21 protein-coding genes are annotated in these 22,000 nt (G+C 69.5%); 15 read left to right on the forward strand and 6 right to left on the reverse strand.

Annotation, left to right across the window (positions count from 1 at the left end; all coding sequences use genetic code 11):
• Nucleotides 1–104 precede the first annotated feature (104 nt).
• The 4 genes from GPX89_RS05095 (at nt 105) to GPX89_RS05110 (ending at nt 3,557) form a co-directional block, all read left to right on the forward strand.
• Complete coding sequence (locus GPX89_RS05095) at nt 105–974, forward strand: helix-turn-helix transcriptional regulator (protein ID WP_157355362.1); 870 nt, start codon at nt 105–107, stop codon at nt 972–974.
• A 179-nt stretch (nt 975–1,153) separates the two neighbouring features.
• Complete coding sequence (gene pyrH, locus GPX89_RS05100) at nt 1,154–1,888, forward strand: UMP kinase (protein ID WP_040810948.1); 735 nt, start codon at nt 1,154–1,156, stop codon at nt 1,886–1,888.
• Nucleotides 1,889–1,948: 60 nt separating this feature from the next.
• Nucleotides 1,949–2,506 carry a ribosome recycling factor gene (gene frr, locus GPX89_RS05105; protein WP_328601513.1) on the forward strand — a complete coding sequence of 186 codons (558 nt, stop codon included), beginning with the start codon at nt 1,949–1,951 and terminating at the stop codon, nt 2,504–2,506.
• A 217-nt stretch (nt 2,507–2,723) separates the two neighbouring features.
• Nucleotides 2,724–3,557, forward strand: a complete 834-nt coding sequence (locus GPX89_RS05110) for a phosphatidate cytidylyltransferase (RefSeq protein ID WP_328601651.1) — start codon at nt 2,724–2,726, stop codon at nt 3,555–3,557.
• A gap of 48 nt (nt 3,558–3,605) precedes the next feature.
• Here the strand turns inward: GPX89_RS05110 and GPX89_RS05115 are convergent, their stop codons facing one another.
• Together GPX89_RS05115 and GPX89_RS05120 are read right to left on the reverse strand one after the other, a co-directional pair.
• The gene (locus GPX89_RS05115) at nt 3,606–3,926 is read right to left on the reverse strand and encodes a LapA family protein (protein WP_157355364.1); all 321 of its coding nucleotides are present in this window, start codon (nt 3,924–3,926) and stop codon (nt 3,606–3,608) included.
• Between the two features lie 20 nt (nt 3,927–3,946).
• Nucleotides 3,947–4,171 carry a hypothetical protein gene (locus tag GPX89_RS05120; RefSeq protein ID WP_157355365.1) on the reverse strand — a complete coding sequence of 75 codons (225 nt, stop codon included), beginning with the start codon at nt 4,169–4,171 and terminating at the stop codon, nt 3,947–3,949.
• Between the two features lie 73 nt (nt 4,172–4,244).
• Between GPX89_RS05120 and rlmN the strand changes: the two genes are divergently transcribed.
• Nucleotides 4,245–5,354, forward strand: coding sequence for a 23S rRNA (adenine(2503)-C(2))-methyltransferase RlmN (rlmN, locus tag GPX89_RS05125; protein ID WP_157355366.1), 1,110 nt, complete (start codon nt 4,245–4,247; stop codon nt 5,352–5,354).
• 39 nt (nt 5,355–5,393) lie between these two features.
• Here the strand turns inward: rlmN and GPX89_RS05130 are convergent, their stop codons facing one another.
• Nucleotides 5,394–5,804 carry a hypothetical protein gene (locus GPX89_RS05130; RefSeq protein ID WP_157355367.1) on the reverse strand — a complete coding sequence of 137 codons (411 nt, stop codon included), beginning with the start codon at nt 5,802–5,804 and terminating at the stop codon, nt 5,394–5,396.
• 132 nt (nt 5,805–5,936) lie between these two features.
• Here GPX89_RS05130 and GPX89_RS05135 point away from each other — a divergent pair, with 132 nt between their 5' ends.
• Nucleotides 5,937–7,274 (forward strand): cytochrome P450, encoded by a 1,338-nt coding sequence (locus GPX89_RS05135; protein WP_157355368.1) that lies wholly within the window; start codon nt 5,937–5,939, stop codon nt 7,272–7,274.
• Here GPX89_RS05135 and GPX89_RS05140 read toward each other — a convergent pair.
• Nucleotides 7,253–8,146, reverse strand: coding sequence for a terpene synthase family protein (locus tag GPX89_RS05140; RefSeq protein WP_235946873.1), 894 nt, complete (start codon nt 8,144–8,146; stop codon nt 7,253–7,255). The genes GPX89_RS05135 and GPX89_RS05140 overlap by 22 nt on opposite strands.
• A gap of 338 nt (nt 8,147–8,484) precedes the next feature.
• On the opposite strand from GPX89_RS05140, the gene GPX89_RS05145 reads away from it, so the two are divergent.
• The 4 genes from GPX89_RS05145 to GPX89_RS05160 all read left to right on the forward strand — a co-directional run bounded on the left by GPX89_RS05145 (nt 8,485) and on the right by GPX89_RS05160 (nt 15,426).
• Entirely contained in the window at nt 8,485–9,255 is a 771-nt protein-coding gene (locus GPX89_RS05145; protein WP_157355370.1) for a helix-turn-helix domain-containing protein, read from the forward strand.
• Between the two features lie 101 nt (nt 9,256–9,356).
• The gene (locus GPX89_RS05150; RefSeq protein WP_328601514.1) at nt 9,357–12,860 is read left to right on the forward strand and encodes a protein kinase domain-containing protein; all 3,504 of its coding nucleotides are present in this window, start codon (nt 9,357–9,359) and stop codon (nt 12,858–12,860) included.
• 147 nt (nt 12,861–13,007) lie between these two features.
• Nucleotides 13,008–14,012: an AraC family transcriptional regulator ligand-binding domain-containing protein gene (locus tag GPX89_RS05155; protein WP_157355371.1), complete on the forward strand. Its 1,005-nt coding sequence runs from the start codon at nt 13,008–13,010 to the stop codon at nt 14,010–14,012.
• Between the two features lie 247 nt (nt 14,013–14,259).
• The gene (locus GPX89_RS05160; RefSeq protein ID WP_157355372.1) at nt 14,260–15,426 is read left to right on the forward strand and encodes a low temperature requirement protein A; all 1,167 of its coding nucleotides are present in this window, start codon (nt 14,260–14,262) and stop codon (nt 15,424–15,426) included.
• Here GPX89_RS05160 and GPX89_RS05165 read toward each other — a convergent pair.
• Together GPX89_RS05165 and GPX89_RS05170 are read right to left on the reverse strand one after the other, a co-directional pair.
• On the reverse strand, nt 15,423–15,863 hold the full coding sequence (locus GPX89_RS05165) for a hypothetical protein (RefSeq protein ID WP_157355373.1): 441 nt from the start codon (nt 15,861–15,863) through the stop codon (nt 15,423–15,425). The two genes, GPX89_RS05160 and GPX89_RS05165, sit on opposite strands and share 4 nt — an antisense overlap.
• Entirely contained in the window at nt 15,860–17,203 is a 1,344-nt protein-coding gene (locus GPX89_RS05170; protein ID WP_157355374.1) for an alpha/beta hydrolase, read from the reverse strand. Before GPX89_RS05170 ends, GPX89_RS05165 begins: the two co-directional genes overlap by 4 nt.
• A gap of 75 nt (nt 17,204–17,278) precedes the next feature.
• Here GPX89_RS05170 and GPX89_RS05175 point away from each other — a divergent pair, with 75 nt between their 5' ends.
• The 5 genes from GPX89_RS05175 (at nt 17,279) to GPX89_RS05195 (ending at nt 22,000) form a co-directional block, all read left to right on the forward strand.
• Nucleotides 17,279–17,812 (forward strand): helix-turn-helix domain-containing protein, encoded by a 534-nt coding sequence (locus GPX89_RS05175; RefSeq protein ID WP_328601515.1) that lies wholly within the window; start codon nt 17,279–17,281, stop codon nt 17,810–17,812.
• 126 nt (nt 17,813–17,938) lie between these two features.
• The gene (locus GPX89_RS05180; protein ID WP_157355375.1) at nt 17,939–19,552 is read left to right on the forward strand and encodes an amidohydrolase; all 1,614 of its coding nucleotides are present in this window, start codon (nt 17,939–17,941) and stop codon (nt 19,550–19,552) included.
• Between the two features lie 22 nt (nt 19,553–19,574).
• On the forward strand, nt 19,575–19,853 hold the full coding sequence (locus GPX89_RS05185) for a DUF202 domain-containing protein (protein ID WP_157355376.1): 279 nt from the start codon (nt 19,575–19,577) through the stop codon (nt 19,851–19,853).
• Nucleotides 19,854–19,931: 78 nt separating this feature from the next.
• Nucleotides 19,932–20,612: a DUF3159 domain-containing protein gene (locus GPX89_RS05190; RefSeq protein ID WP_157355377.1), complete on the forward strand. Its 681-nt coding sequence runs from the start codon at nt 19,932–19,934 to the stop codon at nt 20,610–20,612.
• Nucleotides 20,613–20,683: 71 nt separating this feature from the next.
• Nucleotides 20,684–22,000 carry a hypothetical protein gene (locus GPX89_RS05195; protein ID WP_157355378.1) on the forward strand — a complete coding sequence of 439 codons (1,317 nt, stop codon included), beginning with the start codon at nt 20,684–20,686 and terminating at the stop codon, nt 21,998–22,000.

The raw sequence follows: 22,000 nt of genomic DNA on the forward strand, positions 1-22,000 counted from the left end.
TCGGCTCCTGCCCTGTCGGTCTGGTTTCGACGGTAGGAAGCCGGGCGCGACCCTGTCCTGGTGGCCATACTGCTAGGCAGGCATCTGTACAGGGAGACGCCGAAATGGTAAGCGGCAATGGCACTTCTGCTCCGCGAGAGGGCTCCTCGCCGACCCGGCACCAGCAGCTGGGCGAGTTCCTGCGCGCGCGGCGGGCCCGATTGCAGCCGCGGGACGTGGGTTTGGTGCCCTACGGGGATCCGGCGCGCCGCCGCACGCCCGGCCTGCGGCGCGAGGAGGTCGCCGAGCTGTCGGGGGTGGGCCTGACCTGGTACACCTGGCTCGAGCAGGGCCGTGAGGTGGACGCCAGTCGCCAGGTCATCGACGCGCTGGCCCGCACGCTGCGATTGGACGCGGACCAGCATCGCCACTTGCGTTTCCTGGCGGGGCTTGCCGAACCCGAGGACCATCGCGGTGCCGCCGACCGCGCCCGCCTGCAGCGGCTCGTGGACGCCGTCATGCCCAATCCGGCCAGCATCTACGGCGAGGACTTCGACTACCTGGTGTGGAATCGGGCCTACGTGCGGATCCGCGACGACCCGCTGGAGCTGCCGCCGGGGCGGCGCAATCTGCTCTGGATGATGTTCACCGACAAGACGAATCGCATGCGCATGGCGCACTGGGAGGGCGCGGCGCTGGCGGTGCTGAGCCAATTGCGTGATGCGCTGGGCCGCCGCCCGAGCGATCCGCGCCTGACCGAGCTGGTGGCCGCGTTGATCGAGGAGAGTCCGGAATTCCGGCGCTGGTGGTCGGAATACCCGGTGCGCCGGTTTCGTCCGGCCACCATCGGGGTATGGCATCCGGCGGCGGGCCTGGTGGAACTGGAGGTGTTCCAGGTGCGCCCGGTCGAGAATCCGTTGCTGCTCATGGTGGTGCAGGTCCCCGCCACGCCGGTGGCGGCGGAGCGAATCGCCGCGGTGCTGGCGGCGGAATGATCTACAGACTGTTCAGTCGAATTGTCACGAATCGGTAGGCGGTATCGAGGGTCGGCTCACCGTCGTGACCGTGCGTGAGGCAGGATAGATGAAGCTTTGTTGCCGTCCCGTGCAATTCGTCGGCCGGGATGGTCTTTTCATGTGCCTGCGCACGCTCGACCGCGAAGACAAGGAGACCGATGACGGACCCGGATACCGCCCCCGATCGCAAGGGCTATCGCCGAGTGCTCCTCAAGCTGGGTGGCGAGATGTTCGGCGGTGGCCGGGTGGGTCTCGATCCCGATGTGGTGCAGATGGTCGCCGAGCAGATCGCGGAGGTCGTCTCCGAAGGCGTCCAGGTCGCGGTCGTCATCGGCGGCGGCAACTTCTTCCGTGGCGCCGAGCTCGAGGAGCGCGGCATGGAGCGGGCCCGCTCGGACTACATGGGCATGCTCGGCACCGTCATGAATTCCCTTGCGCTGCAGGACTTCCTGCAGAAGCAGGGCATCGACACCCGGGTGCAGACCGCCATCACCATGGGCCAGGTCGCCGAACCGTATCTGCCGCTGCGCGCCAAGCGGCACCTGGAGAAGGGCCGCGTCGTGATCTTCGGCGCAGGGATGGGCATGCCCTACTTCTCGACCGACACCACCGCCGCGCAGCGCGCGCTGGAGATCGGCGCCGAGGTGGTGCTCATGGCCAAGGCCGTGGACGGCGTCTACACCGCGGATCCCAAGGAGGATCCCGACGCCACCATGTTCACCGAGATCACCCACAAGGAAGCGCTGGAGCGCGGCCTCAAGGTCGCCGATGCCACCGCCTTCAGCCTGTGTATGGACAACCAGATGCCGATGCTGGTGTTCAATTTGTTGACCAAGGGAAATATCGCCCGCGCTGTCGCCGGTGAGAAGATCGGCACCCTGGTCAGGTCGTGACCGTGGACAAGGACCGGTTGTGACCGACGACAAGAACCATGACGCAGTGGAGGAAACGCCGTGATTGAAGAAGCGCTCTTCGACGCCGAGGAAAAGTTCGAGAAGGCCGTCTCGGTGGTGAAGGACGACCTGGGTTCCATCCGGACCGGTCGCGCGAATCCGGGCATGTTCTCGCGGATCGTGGTCGAGTACTACGGCTCGATGACGCCGATCACCCAGATCTCCTCGATCACCGTGCCCGAGCCGCGCATGGTCATCATCAAGCCGTACGAGCAGGCGCAGATGGGCCCCATCGAGACCGCGATCCGCAACTCGGATCTCGGGGTGAACCCCACCAACAACGGTGACATCATCCGCATCTCGATCCCGCAGCTCACCGAGGAGCGGCGCCGGGAGATGGTGAAGCAGGCCAAGTCCAAGGGTGAGGACGCCAAGGTCGCCATCCGCAATGTGCGCCGCAAGGCCATGGACGAGCTGGGCCGCATCCAGAAGGACGGCGAGGCCGGCGAGGACGAGGTCGGCCGCGCCGAGAAGGAACTGCAGAAGACCACCGACAAGTACGTGGCACAGATCGACGAGCTGGTGAAGCACAAGGAAAGCGAACTGCTCGAGGTCTAGTGCAGCACCGGGACGGCCGGGCTGCGGCCGGGGGTAGGGACGAACGGACGACAAGTTGAGCGACGGGACAATCGTGGCCGAAGAGACTGCCGCCACCGGCGAGGTGCCGGAGGACGCCATCGCGCCGACGGCCGCTTCGGCGGGCACGAACGCGGCGGTGCCCGGCAATGGTTCGGTCGAACCGAACCATGCCGGCGGGTCCGAGGGCGACAAGCCGGTGGACAAGCAGCCCGCGTCGAAGGCGGGCCGCAATCTGCCGGCCGCGCTGGCGGTCGGATTCGGGCTGGGGTTGTCCCTCATCGCGATTCTGCTGTGGGCGCCCAAGGTGCTCGTCGGCGTGATCGCGGTGGCGGTCGCGGTGGCCACCTGGGAGGTGACCAAGCGGCTGCGCGAGGCCGATGTGCTGGTGCCGCGGATTCCGCTGCTGCTCGGCGGTCAGGCGGTGGTCTGGCTGGCCTGGCCGGTCGGGCCGCAGGGCGTGCTGGGCGCGTTCGGGGCGACGGCGCTGACGCTCATGGTGTGGCGGCTGTTCGACCACGGACTGCGGGCCACACCGCGAAACTACCTGCGCGACACCGCGATCTCGGTGTTCACCCTGACCTGGATTCCGCTGCTGGCCGCGTTCGCGGTGCTCATGCTGTCCGAGGACAAGGGCAACCTGCGGGTGCTGACCTTCATGATCCTGGTGGTCTGCTCCGATGTCGGCGGGTATGTCGCCGGTGTGCTGTTCGGCAAGCATCCGATGGTGCCGCACATCAGCCCGAAGAAGTCCTGGGAGGGCTTCGGCGGTTCGCTGGTGTTCTGTGTGATCGGCGGTCTGCTGACGGTGACGCTGCTGCTGCAGGCGAATTCGATGATCGGCGTGCTGCTCGGCGTGGGCCTGGTGCTCGTGGCCACCAGCGGCGACCTGATCGAATCCCAGATCAAACGCGAGCTCGGCATCAAGGACATGGGCACCCTGCTGCCCGGACACGGCGGCATCATGGATCGACTGGACTCCATGCTGCCGTCCGCGTTCGTGGCCTGGCTCGTGCTGACCGCGCTGCTCTGACAATGACGGTCGGGGGGCCTTGCCTCCGGTATCCCTCGGTCCTCCCGATTACTTCGCTTTCTTGGCGGCGCGCCGCAATTGCAGGATGCGGTAGCCGCCGATGAGGGCGGTGAACAGCGCGCCCGCGATCACCGACAGCAGGACCAGCACGCCCAGGGGGAGATTCCAGTCCCAGGCGAATGCGGTGACGTTGACCTGCTCGAGGTTCTGCAGGATGAAGACCAGCACCGCAATCCCGAGCAAGGCCGCGATGACCAGGCCGACCCAGGCATAACCGGCGCGAGTCTTGAGCGCGCCCTGACCCTTGTGCTTGGAACTGCCTTGGCTCGGGGTCGGGTCCGCTCCCGAAGCTGGCACGGCGGTAGTCATAGCTCGATCATTGCCGATCGCTATGACGGAAGCTCGGATATCGGGTCGTCGGCCTGTTCCGCGTCGTCGAGCCTGGCCAGCGCGGCGTCGAGTTCCCGGCCGATGTCGTCGAGCCCGGCGATGAGCCGGTCCAGCTGCTGGTTCACGCCGGCGAACTCGTCGACGACGTCGAACTCCGCGTACATCGCGCGCAGCATGGCCCGCTGCTCCGCGAGCTCGTCCAACTGCGGATCCGGTTCGGTCACGGGGTGAGGGTACCGCCGCGGCCCGGAATCCGGCCGTAACCGGGAAAACGCCGGTACGTACACTGGACGGGTTATGACTACCCCCTTGCCCCTCGTTTTCGATGCCCCGCGTCGCGGCATGCCGCCGCGGCATCTCGCCGACCTCGATTCGCAGGAGCGCAAGGCGGTGGTCGAGGAGCTCGGGCTGCCCAAGTTCCGCGCCGACCAGATCGCGCGGCAGTACTACGGCCGGTTGGTGGCCGATCCGGAACAGATGACCGACCTGCCCGAGGCCATGCGCGCCAAGGTCGCCGAGGCGCTGTTCCCGACGCTGCTCACCGAGATCCGCCACATCGAATGCGACGACGGCACCACCCGGAAGTCGCTGTGGCGGGCCAATGACGGGACGCTGCTCGAATCGGTGTTGATGCGTTACCCCGACCGCAACACGCTGTGCATCTCCTCCCAGGCGGGTTGCGGCATGGCCTGCCCGTTCTGCGCCACCGGCCAGGGTGGTCTGAACCGCAATCTGTCCACCGCCGAGATCGTCGACCAGGTCCGCGCCGCCGCGGCCGCCCTGCGCGACGGCGAGGTGGCCGGTGGTCCGGGCCGCCTGTCCAACATCGTCTTCATGGGCATGGGCGAGCCGCTGGCGAACTACAAGCGCGTGGTGAACGCGGTGCGCCGCATCACTTCTCCGTCCCCGGAGGGTTTCGGCATCTCCCAGCGCTCGGTCACCGTCTCCACCGTCGGTTTGGCCCCCGCCATCCGCAAACTGGCCGACGAGGACATGTCGGTGCGGCTCGCGGTCTCCCTGCACACTCCGGACGACGAACTCCGAGACACCTTGGTACCGGTCAACAATCGCTGGCCCGTCGCCGAAGTCCTCGACGCCGCCCGCTATTACGCCGACAAGTCCGGCCGCCGAGTCTCCATCGAGTACGCGTTGATCCGCGACATCAACGACCACGGCTGGCGCGCCGATATGCTCGGCAAGAAACTCCACAAGGCCCTGGGCCCCCTGGTCCACGTCAACCTGATCCCCCTCAACCCGACCCCGGGCAGCAAATGGGACGCCAGCCCCAAGCCCGTCCAGGACGAATTCGTCCGCCGCGTCCAGGCCCAGGGCGTCACCTGCACCGTCCGCGACACCCGCGGCCAGGAGATCGCCGCCGCCTGCGGCCAACTCGCCGCAGAGGGCTGAAGCCTCCGGCGAACGGGCGGCTGCGAAGCGAATTCCGGCTCAGCAGGAGGCTGGGGTGGTGGGGGCGGTGACCTGGACGGTGACCGGGCCGTAGTGGCCGGCGCTGTCGTTGAGCATGGGGAAGCCTTGCATGTAGTCGCCGTAGATCTGGTGGGTGCCGACGACCGTGGGCGTCCAATTCGCGGTGGCTCTTCCCGTTGCGGATGCGGTGGCGCTTCCGAGGAACGTGCCCGACGAGTTGAGTCGGCTGACGCTGTTCTGGTCGGCCGTGTCGGTGAAGCCGTAGAGGTCGGACGGGCCTGACAACGTATAGGTGCAGCCGACGTGATAGTTGGACCCGCTGACGGTGATGCCGTCGGCGGTGGTGTCCGCGGCGGCGGTGGTGGTGGCGATGGCGGCGGCGGTGGCCGCGAGAGCGGCGAGTGCCAGTGTGCGAGTGGTGAATGCCATTGTCGGCCCCTGGGTCTGCGTATCGGCAAGTCTGTGAAACGTATGTGTTTCAGTGCCGCGATGGTAATGGATCGGACCTGGCGATTCGCGGTGTTCGGCGTGGTGAATCGTGCGCTCTGGCAAGGTTGTCCGATGGGATCGATCGCTGTCGCGCCGCATCGGTTACCCGTGCTGGGGCACATGGTGTCGCTGCTTCGCGATCCACTCGAATTTCTGAGATCGCTTCCCGCCCACGGTGATCTGGTGCGGGTCGGGCTCGGGCCGGTGAGTGCGGTCGCGGTGTGCGATGCGGAGTTGACGCGGGAGCTGTTGCGGCGCGATCGGGTTTTCGACAAGGGCGGGCCGTTGCTGGATCGGGTTCGGGAGATGCTCGGTGACGGGCTGGTGACCTGCCCGTATGCGGTGCATCGGAGGCCGCGGCGGCTGGTGCAGCCGTTGTTCCATTCCGCGCGGACCGTCGAGTACGCGTCGATCATGAGCGAGCGGATCGCCGCGGTCGTCGAATCCTGGTGCGACGGTGAGGTGCTCGATGTGAAGGCGCAGATGCACGCGCTCACCTCGGCGGTCACGGCGGCCACGCTGTTCGGGCACACGGTGCCGGGGCCCGTTCAGCGGCGGATGCTGAGCGATGTCGACCGTGTCGTGGCGGCGATGATGCTGCGCGCGCTGGTGCCGACGGCGCTGCTGCGGTTGCCGACCCCGGGGAACCGCGCCTACGTGCGGGCGATCACGAATCTGCGTGCGGCACTGGCCGAGATCATCGCGACCCGGCGCGCCGAGGGCGGCGGCACGGATCTGCTCGCCGCGCTGATCGCCGCACACGACGGCGGCGGGGAGCGGTTGAGTGATCTCGAGATCAGCGATCACGTCATCACCTTCTTCGTCGCGGGCACCGAGACCACGGCCACGGCGCTGGTCTGGGCGCTGGCGCTGCTCGATGCCCACCCCGCGATCGCGGACCGGCTGTACGCCGAGGCCGAGACCGTCCTGGCGGGCAGACCCGCACGCTACGAAGATCTTTCCCGGCTCCCGCTCACCGCCCGCGTCCTCACCGAGACGCTGCGCCTGCGCCCACCGGTCTGGTTCGTCACCCGGACCGTCGGCGAGGACACCGAACTCGGTGGCCGATCGCTGACCGCGGGCACCACGGTGTTGTACAGCGCCTTCACGATTCAGCATCGCGCGGATCTGTATCCCGATCCCGAGCGGTTCGACCCGGACCGGTGGCTCACCGCGAAACCGTCTGCGCGCACGGGATTCCTGGCCTTCGCCGACGGAGCACGCAAATGCGTCGGTGAGGACTTCGCCATGACCGAGATGACCCTGGCGCTGGCCACCATCGCTGCCCGCTGGCGACTGCGCACCGCGCCCGGCAGCGATCCCCGGCCCGCCCGATCCGCGACCTTGCAGCCGCGGCGACTGCGCATGCGGGTGAACGCGGCGATGCCTCAGGCCGGAAGCCGCGAGTAGCGACCGGATTTCACGATCCACCCGATGTGACCGCTCACCCAGTCGCATACTCCGCGGCTGAAATCGGCCGCGGCACTCTCGGCCGGTTCGGCGAAGTACTCCGAGAGCTCCAGCAGCGTCCGCATGCGGGCATTCCGGAATTCCACCACCGCCCGCGTGGCGGCGGCGAGATCGGGAGCCCCGTGCAGCACGGCCGCGGTCACCCCGTTGATCGGGAACTCCTCCTCGGGCCCGCTCTCCCGCGCATAGGAGAGCAGGTCGTTGTCGAGATCGGCGAGATCGGCCGCGGCCTGCAGCAATTCGGTCATCGGTCGTGCGCACATGATCTCGGCCGGAACCTCACGGCCCAGGCTCACATCGGTCAGCATGAGACAGGCGACGTTCGCTCCGCCGAGCCTGCGCATGTGCGTGTACGAGTTCAGCGGTGGCAGTGACCGCGCTTGCCGCCGTCCCGCTTCCCACAGCTTGGCCAGCAGATACCGCTCGGTGTCGGCCACCCACCGCTGCCGCTGTACCGCCGACCCCATCGCCGCGACCCGCTCGTGCAGATCCCGCAGGGCCCGCATGATCGGAAATTCGCCGGAGCTCACCGATCTCGGCGCCTCGAGCACTTGGATCAGATCCCCGATCACCGCGCTGAACCCGACCGGATCGCTGCCCAGCCGATTCCCGTCGCAGTACAGATCGTCGAACGCGAACAGCCACGTGATGAAGTCCGACGCCAGCTGCGTCCCCGCCCGGGTCCCCCGCGGATAGGTGTACGACCCCAGAGCGCCCGGCGCCCCGGCCCGAAACCGCGTCAACCGCTCCGCCGACATGACCGAGTGCCCCGCCAGCCACCCGATGCTGTCCGCCTCGATGGCCTCGACCATCGGATGCACCGAACTTCCCAGCGGACACCACAATCGCTGATCCCCGACTGCCGACATGACGGACCCCCGTACTCCGACCGACCGGTCGCGGACCGATCGCCTCCAATGATCCTTCGCCGCCGGCGAGGGGACAGCGGATCGCGCACATTCTCAAAACTTCGTTACGGGTGATCTTCCGTGTGGACGAGCGCTACGACCCCGCCGCCGGGAAGTGATTCATGGGCTACCCCATGGACCTCTCGGGGGAGACCCGTGGTGATACTGGAAAACCCCTCGGCGGCTCAGCAATTCACCGAGTGTCCGGCACCGGGGGATGGGGTCTGGCAAGGTGGGGCGGCATGGGATCGATTGCGGGGGTCCCGGATGGCTCGTTCGGGGAGAGGCTGCGGCAGTGGCGGCGGATCCGGCATGTCAGTCAGGCGGAGTTGGCCGGGCGGGTGGGGCTCGCGGCGCGGCAGTTGTCACTGATCGAGAGCGGGCGCTCCAACCCCGAGCGGGACCTGGTGCTGCGGGTGATCGATGCGCTGGACCTGGGGTTGGTGGACCGGAATCTGTTGTTGCAGGCGGCGGGGTTCGCGCCGGTGTATCCCGATGTGCCGGTGCACGATCCGCGATGGCATCCGTTCACCACCGCGGTCGATCGGCTGTTGCGGGCGCACGAACCGTTTCCGGCGCTGGTCGTGGACGCGTACGGCACGGTGGTGGCGGCCAATCGCGGCTGCAAGGCGCTGTTCGGTCAGGATCCGGTGGGTACCAATATGATCGACCGCTACGTCGCCGACAGCGCCACCTCCGATACCGACTGGCGGGAAGTCGCCTGGGCCGCCCGGGCGCGGCTGCGCGGTCAGCTCGCCCGTGCGCCGCTCGACGAACGGCTGCCCGGGCTCATCGCGCGTCTCGACACCCTGCTCGCGACCCTTCCGGCCCCCACTCGCGATGAGGCCGACCTCGTCGCCTGTCCCGCCTTCCGCATCGGCGATCGGCTGATTCGCATGGGCCTGCTCGCCGCCTGCTTCGACGCCGCCAACGACATCACCCTCGAAGAGCTGCGCATAGAACTCTTCTATCCCCTCGACCCCGGCTCCGAGGAGTTCTTCCGGCTGCGGTGAGGCGGGCGCGAAGATCGGTGGTCGTGTTCGACTCCCGCGCACGGACGCGGTGCGCGGCTTATGCTCGGGATGACTGGCTCGTTTCTCGTATCGGGGTCGCTGTGGCGCATGTCGATCCGTTTTCTACGCGCCGCGATGTGACCGTAGGGTTCGCGGCGGAGCTGGAGGCTGCCGGGTTCGGGGCGGCGGTCGAGATCGGGCGCGGGGGCTTCGGGGTGGTGTACCGGGCCTTCCAGCCGAGCCTCGAGCGGACCGTCGCCATCAAGGTGCTCACGGCCGATCTGGAGTCGGAGGCGCTGGAGCGGTTCGTGCGCGAGCAGCTCGCCATGGGGAAGCTGAGCGGGCATCCGAACATCGTGCCGGTGTTCGAGGTGGGGTCCACCGATGCGGGGCGGCCGTTCATTGTGATGCCGTATCACGCGCAGGGGTCCCTGGACGCGCGGATTCAGCGGCGCGGGCCGATCGGGTGGCAGGAGCTGTTGCACGTCGGGGTGAAGCTGTCGGGTGCGCTGGAGACGGCGCATCGGCGGGAGCTGCTGCATCGGGATGTGAAGCCGGGCAACATCCTGTTGACCGAGTACGGGGAGCCGCAGCTGGCCGATTTCGGGATCGCCCGGCTCGCAGGGGGTTTCGAGACGGCCGCGGGGACCGTGACCGGGTCGCCCGCCTACACCGCCCCCGAAGTGCTGCAGGGCCAGGCCCCGGATGTGACGGCCGATATCTACGGGCTGGCGGCCACGCTGTTCTGCGCGGGGACCGGGCATGCGGTGTTCGAGCGGCGCAGCGGGGAGCAGCTGGTGGCGCAGTTCGTGCGGATCACCAAGCAGCCCATGCCGGATCTGGGGGATGCGGGGCTGCCGCCGGATCTGACCGAGGTGATCGAAGCCGCCATGGCCCGCGAACGAGGCGACCGGCCGGTATCGGCGGCGGAATTCGGGACGGCGCTGCGCGAGATCCAGGGGCGGCACGGGCTCGCTCCCGACGAGATGGCGGTCCCGCTGCCCGCCGCCGAACCCGACGTGCAGTCCGACGGCATCGCGTCCGGCCCGGGACGCACCACGCCGGGATTCGCCGTCAGCACACCGACTTCGGGTCGCCGCCGGCGCACCACCACCGCGACGCCACCGGTCCCCGCGACCCGGCTGCGCCCACCCACCCTCACTCGCGCGCTGGTCGACCGCTCCCGCCTGCTCGACGCCCTGCGCTCGGCCAGCGACCGCCGGCTCGCGGTCATCCACGGCCCCACCGGTTTCGGCAAGACCACCCTGGCCGCGCAATGGTGCGGCGCGGTCACCGCGGCGGGCGGCTCGGTGGCGTGGCTGACCGTCGACAGCGACGACGACAATGTGGTGTGGTTCCTCGCCCACCTGATCGAGGCCATTCGCGCGGTCCGGCCCGCCCTGGCCCGCGAGCTCGGCGAGCTGCTCGAGGAACACGGCGACGAGGCGGGCCGGTTCGTGCTGACCTCGCTGATCAACGACATCGACCGCCGCGCAGAGCAATTGACGGTCGTCATCGACGACTGGCACCGGGTCGCCGATGCCACCACCCAGGCCGCGCTGCGCTTCCTGCTGGAGAGCTGCAGCCCCGCCCTGCACCTGGTGGTGACCAGCCGCCGCCAGACCGGCCTGCCCATGAGCTCCATGCGCGCCCGCGGCGACCTAGTGGAGATCGACACCGCCGCACTGCGTTTCGACGCCGACGAGGCGTACGCGCTGCTGGTCGAACTGGGCGGACTGGACCTGGACCGCGGCGATGTCGAGGATCTCACCGAATCCACCGGCGGCTGGGCGGCGGCCCTGCAGCTGGCGGCGCTGTCCATGCGCGGCAGCGAGGATCCCGGCATGCTGATCGGCCGGCTCACCGGCCGCCATCACGCCATCGGCGAATTCCTGGCCGAGAACGTGCTCGAGACCCTCGAACCCGGCGTGCTCGACTTCATGGTGGCGACCTCGATCACCGAACGCACCTGCGGCGAACTGGCTTCCGCGCTCACCGGCGTCCCCGACGGGCAGGCGCTGCTCGAGCAGATCGAACAGCAGGACCTGTTCCTGCGCCGCCTCGACGGCGGCCAGTGGTTCCAATACCACCAGCTGTTCCAGGATTTCCTGCGCCAGCGCCTCGAGCACGCCCGGCCCGAGGAGATCGACGACCTGCACCGCACGGCCTCCGAGTGGTTCGCCGAGCACCGCCACGTCAGCGAGGCCGTCGATCACGCGCTGCTGGCCGGTGACGAGCGCCGCGCCGTGGAAATCGTGGAACGTGACGGCATGTCGCTGCTCGAGTACGGGCAGATGGCCAGCCTCATCGGCCTGGTCAACAAGCTGCCGCCCGCGGTGATCGAAACCCATCCGCGGCTGCAGCTCGATCTGGCGTGGGCGAACATCCTGCTGCATCGTGCCGGTCCGGCCGAACGCGCGCTGGCGCTGGCGGAGTCGACCTTGGAGAGCGAGGGCATCGAGGCGGCGACGCGGGATCGGCTGCGCGCCGAGGCAGGTGTGGTGCACGCGGTCGTCAGCTGCCGCGCCGATGTGCTGACCGGTGTGGAGGACCTGCTCGCACCGTGTTTCGCGCTGGCCGACGAGCTCTCGCCGTATGTGGTGGCCATCGGCGCGAATGTGGCCAGTCTCGCGGCGGGCTACCGCTACGACTTCGACGAGGCGATGCGGGTGCACGAGTGGTCGGCCCCGTACATGCGCCGGAATCGGGGCGTCTACAACAACATCCACGGTTTGTGCTTCCTCGGCCTGGCCGCCAGCCTGCAGGTCGACATCCCGCGCGCCGAGCAGTACTTCCGCAGTGCGCTCAAGATCGCGAAGCAGTCCGGCGGCAGCCACTCCTACGGCGCGCGGCTGGCCGGCTCGCTGCTGGGCGAACTGCTCTACGAGCGCGGCGAACTCGTCGAGGCGGAACGCCTGCTCGACGACGGCTACAAGCTCGGCCCCGACGCGGGCACCGTCGATTTCAAGCTCGCCCGCTACGTGGTCGGCGCGCGGGTCAAGGCCCTGCTCGGCGACCGCGCCGCCGCTATCCGCCGCCTGAACGAGGGTGCGCGCGTGGCGATCTCGATGTCGCTGCCCCGCTTGCGCGCAGAGGTGGAGAACGAGCGGCTGCGCCTGGGCCTGCCCCCGCACCCCGAATTCGGCCCGGTCCCCGTCGTCGCCTACGCCGACCGCCGCGTCCCGACCGACACGATCGACGAATTCACCGCCCTCTACGAGGAATTCACCGCCATCCGCCTGCTGCTGGCCGAAGCCACCCCCGACAGTCTCGAACTCGCCCGCGCCTGGTCGCAGGAGTGGATCGACCGCCTCGAATCCGCCCACCGCCCCCGCGCCCTCCTCAAGGCCCGCCGCCTCCACATCGCCTGCCTGGCCGCCACCGGCCACCTCGACGCCGCCAAGGCCCTGCTCGCCACCGTCACCGCCCAATGCGCCGAACACGGCTCGGTCCGCTACATCCTCGACGGCGGCCCGCTCGTCGTGGCCACCCTCGCCGCCCTCCACGCCGACCGGCTCGCCGGCCGCTGGCACCCCGACTGGCCCGAAGTCCCGCCCGCCTTCCTCCGCGCCCTGGTCGACGCCCACGCCGCTCAGACCATCTGAGCTGCCCGCATCGGCGGTGTGCGCTGCCCGTGCGCGGGGATCGGTGAGCGCGGCCTGCGCCGGAACCGCTCGGCGATCGTCGGCGTATGCGCCGGCCCGGACATCGCGGCGCGCGGGGGTGTCGGGGGTGCGGATTACGATGGCGGGGTGGCCGATTCGGGGACTGCGTACAGCGCGATCCTGGCCCGGTGTGTGCTGAGACAGGCGGGGAGTGCTGTCGATGCGCGGGTGGTGCTGGGGGAGTGCGGGATCGGGGAGGCGCTGCTCGGGAGTGAGCACGGGATGGTGTCGAGTGGGTTGTATCTGAGGTTGTGGGAGCGGGCGGAGTTCCATCGCGGGGATCCGGCGGTGGGGGTGGCCTTGGCCCGCGACTATCGGCTGGGGCAGTTGGGGGTGTTCGATTATCTGTTCTCCACCGCGCCCACCGTTGCGGACGGGCTGGCCGCGATTCGGCGGAGTCCGGCGGCGATGGCCACCAATCATCGCTATCGGGAGGCGGATTCGGATCGGGACGGGGAGCGGACCACGGTGCTGGAGCTCGTCGAGGGGGAGGGGCGCGGGGCCGAGCTGACGGTGCAGGCCGCGTACGCGACCACGCTGGGGCGGATTCGGCAGACCACCGGTGTGGATGTCGTTCCGGCCCGGGTCACGTTGAGTCAGCCCGCGCCGCGGCGGGCGGGTCCGTTCGTGGCGGCGTTCGGCACCGACCGCATCGAGTTCGGCGCGTCCGCCGACAGCATGACGTTGCGGACTCGGGATCTCGAACTACCGCTGCGGACAGCCGATCCCGTGCTGGCCACCATCGTGCACGGACACGCCGATGCGGCGCCGACCCCGCTGCTGGACGATCCGTCCTGGCCGGAGCGGGTGCAGCGGGTGCTCGCGGACATATTGCCGACCGGCGAGGTCTCCCTCGAGGTGGTGGCCCGCCGTCTGTCGGTCGGGCACCGCACGCTGCAACGTCGCCTGGCAGAGGCGGGCACGACCTGGCGGCGCGAATTGGATTCGGCCCGTGCGGCCGCCGCGCGCGGCAACGGCCGCGCGCACTCCCAGGCTGCGCTGGCCGCCCGCCTCGGCTACTCCGATCCGCGCGCCCTGCGCCGCGCCGTGCGCCGCTGGAACACCCAGCCACCCCGCGAGCGAGCCGGCTGACCGGCCCACTCGCTACGCTCCGAGGCCCGCGTTCGGGGGTTCGACTCGACGCCGCACTCAGGGTGTGATTCGGGGCCACGCTCGGGGGTGTGATTCGGGGCCCGCTCGGAGCTGTGACGAGCGCCCGCGTTCGAGTGCGACTCGGTTCCCATGTTCGCTGAGGGCCGCAACGCGCGAGCCGCCGTCGCGGTTCCGGCGCGGTTAGAGTCGATCCGCTGGATATGGAGCTAGGCAGGGAATTACGGGCGTGACGGAACCGGAACACGAGGCGCACGAGCGGGCCAGCTGGGCGGAATTGTTCTTCGATCTGGTGCTGGTCTTCGCGGTGACGCAGGCGGCGCACCTGGCGTTCGCGGGGCAGAACTGGGGCGCCGTCGGGCAGATGGTGCTGCTGCTGGGAATCATGTGGTGGTCGTGGGTCGGTACCACGCTGGCGGTGCACGGCGTGGAGGACTCGAATCGGCAGCGGCTGTTCCTGTTCGCTTGCGGCCTGTGCATGTTCGTCTTCGCGATCACCGCGCCGCACGCGTTCACCGGGCACGCGCAACCGCTGATCCTGGCCGTCGCGCACCTGGTGCTGCGGGTGCTGCTGTGGGCGGAGATGCAGCGCAAGCGGGCGTTCGCGCAGGCGGGGGCCTTCGGCAACTGGTTCAATCCGTTCACCGTCACCGTGATCGCGGCGGTGATCCTGGTAGTGGCCGCACTGGTCCCCGCGGGCGGAATCCGCAACGGGCTGTGGATCATCGCCGTGCTGCTGGCCTTCGGCGGTCCGGCGCTGCTGGCCCGGCGATTGGCGACCGTGCATTTCGGGGCGACGCATCTGCCCGAACGCTTCGCCCTCTTCGTCATCATCGCCCTCGGCGAGATGGTGGCCTCGGTGGGTTCCCAAGCGGCCGAAGCCCAGCTGGGCGCGGCGTCCTGGCTCGCGGTGGTGCTGATCTTCCTGCTCGGCTGCGGCCTGTGGTGGCTGTACTTCGCCTACGGGTTCTCCGCGGTCGAGCATTCCCTGCGCACCAACCAGATTCGCGGCACCGTGGTGCGCGATGTGCTCAGCTACGGACACATGCTGCTGGTCTCCGGCCTCGTGCTGGTCGCGGTGGGCGCGCGCACCATGGTCGAGCACCCGACCGCGGCGGCGCACGGCACGGCCGGATATCTGCTCCCGCTGGGCGCCACCCTGTTCGTGACGGCCTTCCTGTTCACCCGCTGGCGCATGTTCGGCGCGGCGACGCTGGGCCGCCTGATCACCGCCCTGGTGCTGGCGGTCCTCACCGTCGCCGCCCCGCTGCTCCCGCAGCTCGCGATCCTGGCCCTGACCACCGCGATCCTGGCCGGGCTCAACGTCTTCGAGCACTGGATCGTGTCGACCGGCCGCCCGCTCCTGCTGCTGCGCAACCCGCTGCGCGCGCGTTAACCCACCGGCACGATGGTCGCCGCGATGGACTGGATGAGACCGTCGCGGATGACGAAGCTCTCGGTGATGTCCACGGTCACCAGGCGCACGCCGCCGAAGCCGGAGTCGAGCAGGTAGCGCGTGTTCACCACATCGCCGTCCTCGGAGATGCGCACATCGTGGATGCGCTGGATGACCGAGTACTGCACGCCGTGCTCGAGGTCGTTGCTGAGTTGCGGTCCCGAGTAACCGGTTTGGATCCCCGCCTCGACCCGCGTCGCATCGGGAGCGAAGGGCACATTCGACGCGTCGTGGCTGACCAGCGCGTCGATATAGGCCATCGCGATGGCGGCGTCGCGGGTCCGGAGCGGCTGCGGTTCCGCGGCGGCGAGGCCGGAGGCGAGATCGAGCGCCGCGGCCGCCGCCACCGACAGAACTGCAACATGTCCTAATTTCATGCGCTGATGCTGGCTCGAGAGCCGCTGCCGCGCAAGCGGTTCCAGCATGTCGCGAGCCCGTCGCGCCAGGTCGGCCGAACCGGCTCGGCCCCGACCCAGTCGGCGATATCGGAGATCACCGCCGGATCGACATGATTCGGCCGGGCGTAGTCCGAGGGCTTCGACGGACCGGTACCGGGGTAGAGCATGTGATCGACGGCCGGATACACGCGCACGGTGACCTCCGGCGTCCCGGCCAGCCCGGCCTCCCAGCCGGGCAGGTCCTCGTCGGCGGTGACCTGATAGTCGCGCCCGCCCTGCACGATCAGGATCGGCCGCCCCAATCCCGCGGCGGTCGCCACCTGGTCGTACTCGCGCAGGTCCAGCCAGTAGGAGGCGGGCCAGTCGAACAGCAGTCCCGCGGTGGGGGTTTCGGGGGTGAGCATGGGACTTTCGGTGGCGGCGACCTGCAGCCGGGTGGACGCCATCATCTCGGTCAGGTCCCGCTCGGGCTCGACCACGGCGATGTGGTCCAGGGCCCGCAGGATCGAGCGGGGGAGCGGGACGGTGTCCGCGGCGAGCAGGACCACCCCGGCGATCGCCGGATCCGCGGCCGCGATGCGCGGGGCCGCCTTGCCGCCGCCGCTGTGCCCGGCCACGTACACCCGCGCCGGATCGACGCCGGGCTGCCGCCGCAAGATCTCGGCCGCCGCGAGGGTGTGGGGCACGTACTCCTCGACCATGGTGAACCCGGGTGCGCTCTCGAATCCGCTGTGCGCGTAGGTCAATTTGTCGAAGCGCAGCACCGCGACGCCGCGCGCGGCCAGTCCCCAGGCCAGATCCTTGAACGGCTTGTTCGGGCCGGTGGTGACGTCGCGGTCGAGGGGGCCGGAGGAGACGAGCACGATGCCGGGCCGGTCGCCTCGACCCCTCGGCAGGGTCAGGGTGGCGCCGACCGCCGTGTCCCCGGTCCCCACGGTGACCTCTCGCTCGGTGAACAGCCGGGGGTCCGCGTAATCGGGTGGGTTCCAACCGGATTCGTCGGCCGAGGCCAAACGCAGGCCGTGCAACCGGCCGTCGCCGTCCACGGCCAGATGGACCGCGAGCGCGCCCCGCTCGCAGGTGACGGTCACCCGCGCGGAGTCCAGGCCGTCGGCGGCGGGCGCGACGACGGGCGTGCCGATCGTGCGGACCGCGCCGATCTTGGCGATCTCGCCGATCCAGGCGACCCGGACGGTCTCGGCGGATACCACCGCGGCCAGCCTGGGCGCGAACAGCGCCGAGAGGTCCTCGAAGCGTTCGTCGCGCAGGAGTTCGGCGACTTCGGTGGCCACGGACGCGGAATCGATGTCAACGGTCATGCCGTCACACCTTTCTCAATCGGTGCAATCATTCTTATGATTGAGAAAGGTAGCAGGCTATGAGAAGGTTGGGAAGTGGAAACCTACGAGCTCCTGGTGCATCCCGTGCGGCTGCGCATCGTGCACGCCCTGCGCGGAGATCGGACCCTGACCACCGGCGAACTGTGTGACCGGCTGCCCGACACCTCCAAAGCCACGGTGTATCGGCACGTCGACGCGCTCACCGCCGCGGGCATCCTGGAGGTCGCCGAGGAGCGGCGGGTGCGCGGCGCGGTGGAACGGCACTACCGGCTGCGCCAGGACCGGGCCGCCATCCCCACCGAGGCCGCCGCCGAACTGCCCGCCGAGGGCTATCGCTCGGTCTTCGGCATCGCCATGGCGGTGCTGATCGCCGAGTTCAACGCCTATCTCGACGGCGAAAAAGCCGATCCGGCAGCCGATCTCGTCGGCTTTCGTCAGCACGCCATGTGGCTCAGCCGCGAGGAACTCGAGACGATGATGGCCGAGCTGAGCGAGGTGATCGTCCCGCGCCTGGCCCATCGGGAGGCCGAGGGACGCGATCAATACCTGTTGAGCCCCATCATCTTTCCGATCGAACAAGCTCGCTGAGACGGCGTTCGAGGTGCCCGGCGGGGCGGATCGCGGCATTCCCGCCGAGGCCACCGCGAAGGTAGTGGCCACCTTCCTGAGCCGGGATGGTTACGGTGGGTAAGGAATTTGGTGAGGAGTGATCGCATGTCGAACGAGCGGGCGGATCTGCTGATCCGCGCGGAAGCCATCCACACGCTGGTACCGGGCCAGCCGCCGCAGCGAGCGCTGGCGGTGCGCGGCGACCGCATTGTCGCGGTGTCGCCGGACCGGAACGGGCTCGACGCCTGGGCCACCGGCGACACGGTGGTGATCGACCGCCCGGACGCCGTGGTGCTGCCGAGCTTCGACGACACCCACACCCACCTGATGATCGCCGCCAACAGCGCCCACGACGTGCCGGTGCACACCGCGCGCGACATCCCGGAACTGCTGGAGCTGATTCGCGAACGCGCCCAGCAGACCCCGCCCGGACAGTGGATCCGCACCACCGCCAACTGGCAGGAGATCAACCTGCCCGAGCGGCGCTTTCCGACCGCGCGGGAACTGGATTCGGCCACCGACAAGCATCCGGTGCTGCTCATGCGCGGCGGCCACAATATCGTCGTCAACAGTGCCGCACTGGAATTGGCGGGCATCACCGCCGAGACGCCCGTGCCCGCCGGTGGCCACATCGGCCGCGACGCCGACGGCGCGCTCAACGGCTGGCTGCAGGACAATGCGATTCCCCTGATCGCGCGCCTGCTGCCGCAGGCCACCCTCGAACAGCGCATCGACGGATTCCGCGCCGCCACCCAGGATTACGCGGCCAAGGGCATCGGCGCGGTGCGCGACGCCATGGTGCCGGTCGCCGACCTGCCGGTGCTGCGGGCCGCGCTCGAGGCCGACGCCCTACGGGTACGGGTGCGGGTCATGGTCTCCGCCTTGGGCTTCGGCACCGTCGAAGCCGTCGACGACATGCTCGACCGCATGGAGGAATGGCGCTACCTGCCGGGTCCGCGACTCGGCGTATGGGGTGTGAAGTTCGGTCTCGACGGCGGCATCGAAGCCGGAGCGACCCGCGAGCCCTACGCCTGCGACCACGCCTTCCACGGCTATCTCACCTGGGAGCCCGAGGTTTTGGTGGAGGCCATGGACCGGGTGATCCGGCGCGGCTGGCGGATCGGCACCCACGCCTACGGGGATCGGGCCATCGAGAAGCTCCTGGACGTGTACGCCGAACTCCAGGCCCGCCACCCGGCCCTGCCCGCCGGATGGCTGGTCATGGAACACGGCGGCCTGGCCGATGCCGGGCTGCGCGCCCGCGCGGTCGCCATGGGCATCCCGGTCACCATCCAGCAGCCGCTGCAGCACGATGTCGCCCGGATCCAGGACACCTACTGGGGTCCGGAGCGGGTGGATCGGCTCTTCCCGGCGCGCGGCTGGATCGACGCGGGCGCGCTGGTGACCGGCGGGTCCGACTATCCCGTCGGCGCGTACGGCGCGATGCGCTCGGTGTGGGGGATGGTGACCCGCGAGACGGTGACCGGTGTGCGCGGTCCCGAGCACGCCATCACCGCCGCCGAGGCCATCGCCCTGCACACCACGAATGCCGTTGCACTGCTGGGGGAATCCGACAGCCGCGGGCTGCTCGCACCCGGTCGGCTCGCCGATCTGACGCTCTGGGAGCTCGACCCCGCCACCGCGCCGGCGGATCGGCTGCGCGACCTGGAACCCACCCACACGGTGATCGGCGGGCGCCTGGTGCACGGCGAGCCCTGAGCGGTGTCGCGGTGCTGTCCGGATGGCCTGGCGGCGCACCGCCATCTCCGCGATGGCCGGTGGCGCGCTGTTCATGAAGGTCGCCGTGGAAGGCGGTGTGGGCTGGCGGCCCACCGGGCTGCTGCCCACCGCCGCGGCCCTGGTCATGGTGCTGGTCGCGGTCGTGGCCGTCATGCGGAATCGCGGCCTGCGGCGGGGTGGGCGCCCAGCGTCCGGTCTGCTGCTGTCGGCTGTGGCATTCGGGGTGGCCGCGATCGGGGCGGCGTCGATCGTCATGGTGGTGACGCAGTGGGCCGGCTGAACGACTCAACCAACTAAGCGGATGCTTTTTTTCGGGAACTCCCCGTAACTGCAGTTCTCCTGCATTACTGTCGCCCGCATGAGTGGTACCGGTCACTGGCGTCGCGACCTGCGGGACGCCCGGGGGAAATTTCTCGAGCACCACGGGCCTCGGCACATCGCCGACGGCGCCGCGCCCGCCCTCGGGTTCCTGCTCGGCTACAAGCTCTACGACCCGTGGATCGGTATCGCGGTCGCGCTCGCGGTGGCGGTGGCGCTCGGCGGATTCCGGCTCGCACGCGGCGAATCCGTCCGGGTGGTCGGCATTTCCATCGCCTTCGTCGCGGTGTACTCGGTGTTCGTCATGTGCACCGGGCAGGGCCGCGACTTCTACCTGCCCGACCTGATCCTGTGCGTGCTGTTCGTGGCGGGCTTCGGTGCGACCCTGCTCGGCCGTCGCCCGCTCACCCTCTGGACGACCCAGCGGCTGCGCCTGGAACCGGCCGCGATCTCCGGTGCGCACCTGGGCACCCACCGCCGCATCACCCTCGGCTGGGTGATCTTCTGGCTGGTCCACCTGGTGGTGATCGTTCCGCTGTATCTCGCGAATCAGGTTGTGCTGCTGGGTGTGGCCACCCTGATCCTGGGCAAGCCGTCGATCATCGTGATGATCCTGGCGACCTGGCTGCTGCTGCGCCGCTCGAATCATCGTGAACAACGGCCGATTTCGGCCGTGGCGACCGACGTCGTCCGGGTCGACCGCAGCCTCCCGGATCGGTAGCTGATTCATTGCTAATCTGACCGAATGAGCGCAGATCAGCGGGTTTTCCGGTCGCCGCCACCCGGTCGCCGATGACGATCCGGTGGAGCGGGGAGGGCGTGGAAACGGTCACCGCGTTCCTGGCGGCGCTCGTCGCCGGACTCTCGCTCATGGTCCCCATCGACTTCGCGTGGACCTCGCGCAGTTCGGCGCTGCACCTGGACCTGCTGGTCTTCTCACTGCCGCAGGCGATCGCGGCCGGTGCCTTGATCGCCGTGGTCGCGGCGGTGCTGTCCACGGCGTTGGGCGGGCAGAGCCTGCGCTGGGGCGTGGCCCTGGGCGGGGTGGCGCTGCTGTTCGTGAACCATCTGCTCGGCCGGAACGCCGTACTGGGCACCTCGCTCGCCACCCTGAACTTCCTGGATTCCATTGCCGGCGGCCTGATCCTCGGCGGCTCCGGTGCGGCGGTGCTGGCCCGCTCCCGCGTCGAATCCCGGTACTCCTGGGCGGCGATGGCCTGGCTGCTCGGAGCCATCGGCGGGGTGGTGGCCGAGGAGATCCGGCCCGAAACCCGTTCCGCGGTGACCGATCAGCACTTCCCGCAGAACTGGCCGGCCCTGGACGCGCCGCCGATGTGGCTCATCGTGCTCGCCGTGATCCTCATCGGCGTGCGCTTCCTGCGCGAACCCGGTTCACAACCCGCGGAACCCTATTCGATCCAGCTGCCCATCGTGCCCATTATCGCGGCCGCGTTCATGATCGGGGTGAGCCTGCTCTGCTCCAGCGTGCTGGCCCGCCACGGCGACAGCCTGCGCGATATCGCGGTGATGACCGCCGCCACGGTGGTGGCCGCCGTATTCGCCGCGCTGCTGCTGCCCGACCGCGACGGCACCCAGGTGCTGCTCGCGGTCGCGCTGGCCGGTGCGGGCAGCGTCATCCTGGAGAACCGGGTGCCGGGCTGGTCGGTGCCCCCGCTCATGCTGGCGGTCGCGGCCGGACTGCTCGCCGGAACCCGTTGGCCCGGAGTGCGCGTCGCCGCGGTCGGCGTGATCGGGCTGGCGGTGTTCTCGGTACTGGTGGTCGCCACCGGGCACAATGTCGTGCTCGGCGGCCTCGGACACGTGCTGCTCGCACTGCTGTCCGGCTACTGCTTCGGCGCGGTCGCCCCGCGCTACGGCTCCACCCGGGTGCTCGGCATCGCCCTCATCTACGTGCCCTCCCCGGTACTGGCCCTGCGCGATTACACCCGCCGCGGCCACTGCCTGCTGATCGACCCCGGAAAACCCTGCACCATCGGCGATTACACCTCGTTCGCACCCGGCTGGACCGCGACCGCGCTGGCGACGGGCTGCGCACTGGGCCTGTGGGGGCTGCTGCGCCGGCGACCCGAGCACGATCCCGCGGCCTGA

Source organism: Nocardia terrae, assembly GCF_009760405.1.
GTDB classification, from domain to species: Bacteria; Actinomycetota; Actinomycetes; order Mycobacteriales; family Mycobacteriaceae; genus Nocardia; species Nocardia terrae.

Bases quoted from the DNA above. Each gene is read 5' to 3' on its own strand.
- GPX89_RS05095 (WP_157355362.1), top strand. From the start codon at position 105: ATGGTAAGCGGCAATGGCACTTCTGCTCCGCGAGAGGGCTCCTCGCCG.
- pyrH (WP_040810948.1), top strand. From the start codon at position 1,154: ATGACGGACCCGGATACCGCCCCCGATCGCAAGGGCTATCGCCGAGTG.
- GPX89_RS05115 (WP_157355364.1), bottom strand. From the start codon at position 3,926: ATGACTACCGCCGTGCCAGCTTCGGGAGCGGACCCGACCCCGAGCCAA.
- rlmN (WP_157355366.1), top strand. From the start codon at position 4,245: ATGACTACCCCCTTGCCCCTCGTTTTCGATGCCCCGCGTCGCGGCATG.
- GPX89_RS05130 (WP_157355367.1), bottom strand. From the start codon at position 5,804: ATGGCATTCACCACTCGCACACTGGCACTCGCCGCTCTCGCGGCCACC.
- GPX89_RS05135 (WP_157355368.1), top strand. From the start codon at position 5,937: ATGGGATCGATCGCTGTCGCGCCGCATCGGTTACCCGTGCTGGGGCAC.
- GPX89_RS05140 (WP_235946873.1), bottom strand. From the start codon at position 8,146: ATGGTCGAGGCCATCGAGGCGGACAGCATCGGGTGGCTGGCGGGGCAC.
- GPX89_RS05145 (WP_157355370.1), top strand. From the start codon at position 8,485: ATGGGATCGATTGCGGGGGTCCCGGATGGCTCGTTCGGGGAGAGGCTG.
- GPX89_RS05165 (WP_157355373.1), bottom strand. From the start codon at position 15,863: ATGAAATTAGGACATGTTGCAGTTCTGTCGGTGGCGGCGGCCGCGGCG.
- GPX89_RS05170 (WP_157355374.1), bottom strand. From the start codon at position 17,203: ATGACCGTTGACATCGATTCCGCGTCCGTGGCCACCGAAGTCGCCGAA.
- GPX89_RS05180 (WP_157355375.1), top strand. From the start codon at position 17,939: ATGTCGAACGAGCGGGCGGATCTGCTGATCCGCGCGGAAGCCATCCAC.
- GPX89_RS05185 (WP_157355376.1), top strand. From the start codon at position 19,575: ATGGCCTGGCGGCGCACCGCCATCTCCGCGATGGCCGGTGGCGCGCTG.
- GPX89_RS05190 (WP_157355377.1), top strand. From the start codon at position 19,932: ATGAGTGGTACCGGTCACTGGCGTCGCGACCTGCGGGACGCCCGGGGG.
- GPX89_RS05195 (WP_157355378.1), top strand. From the start codon at position 20,684: ATGACGATCCGGTGGAGCGGGGAGGGCGTGGAAACGGTCACCGCGTTC.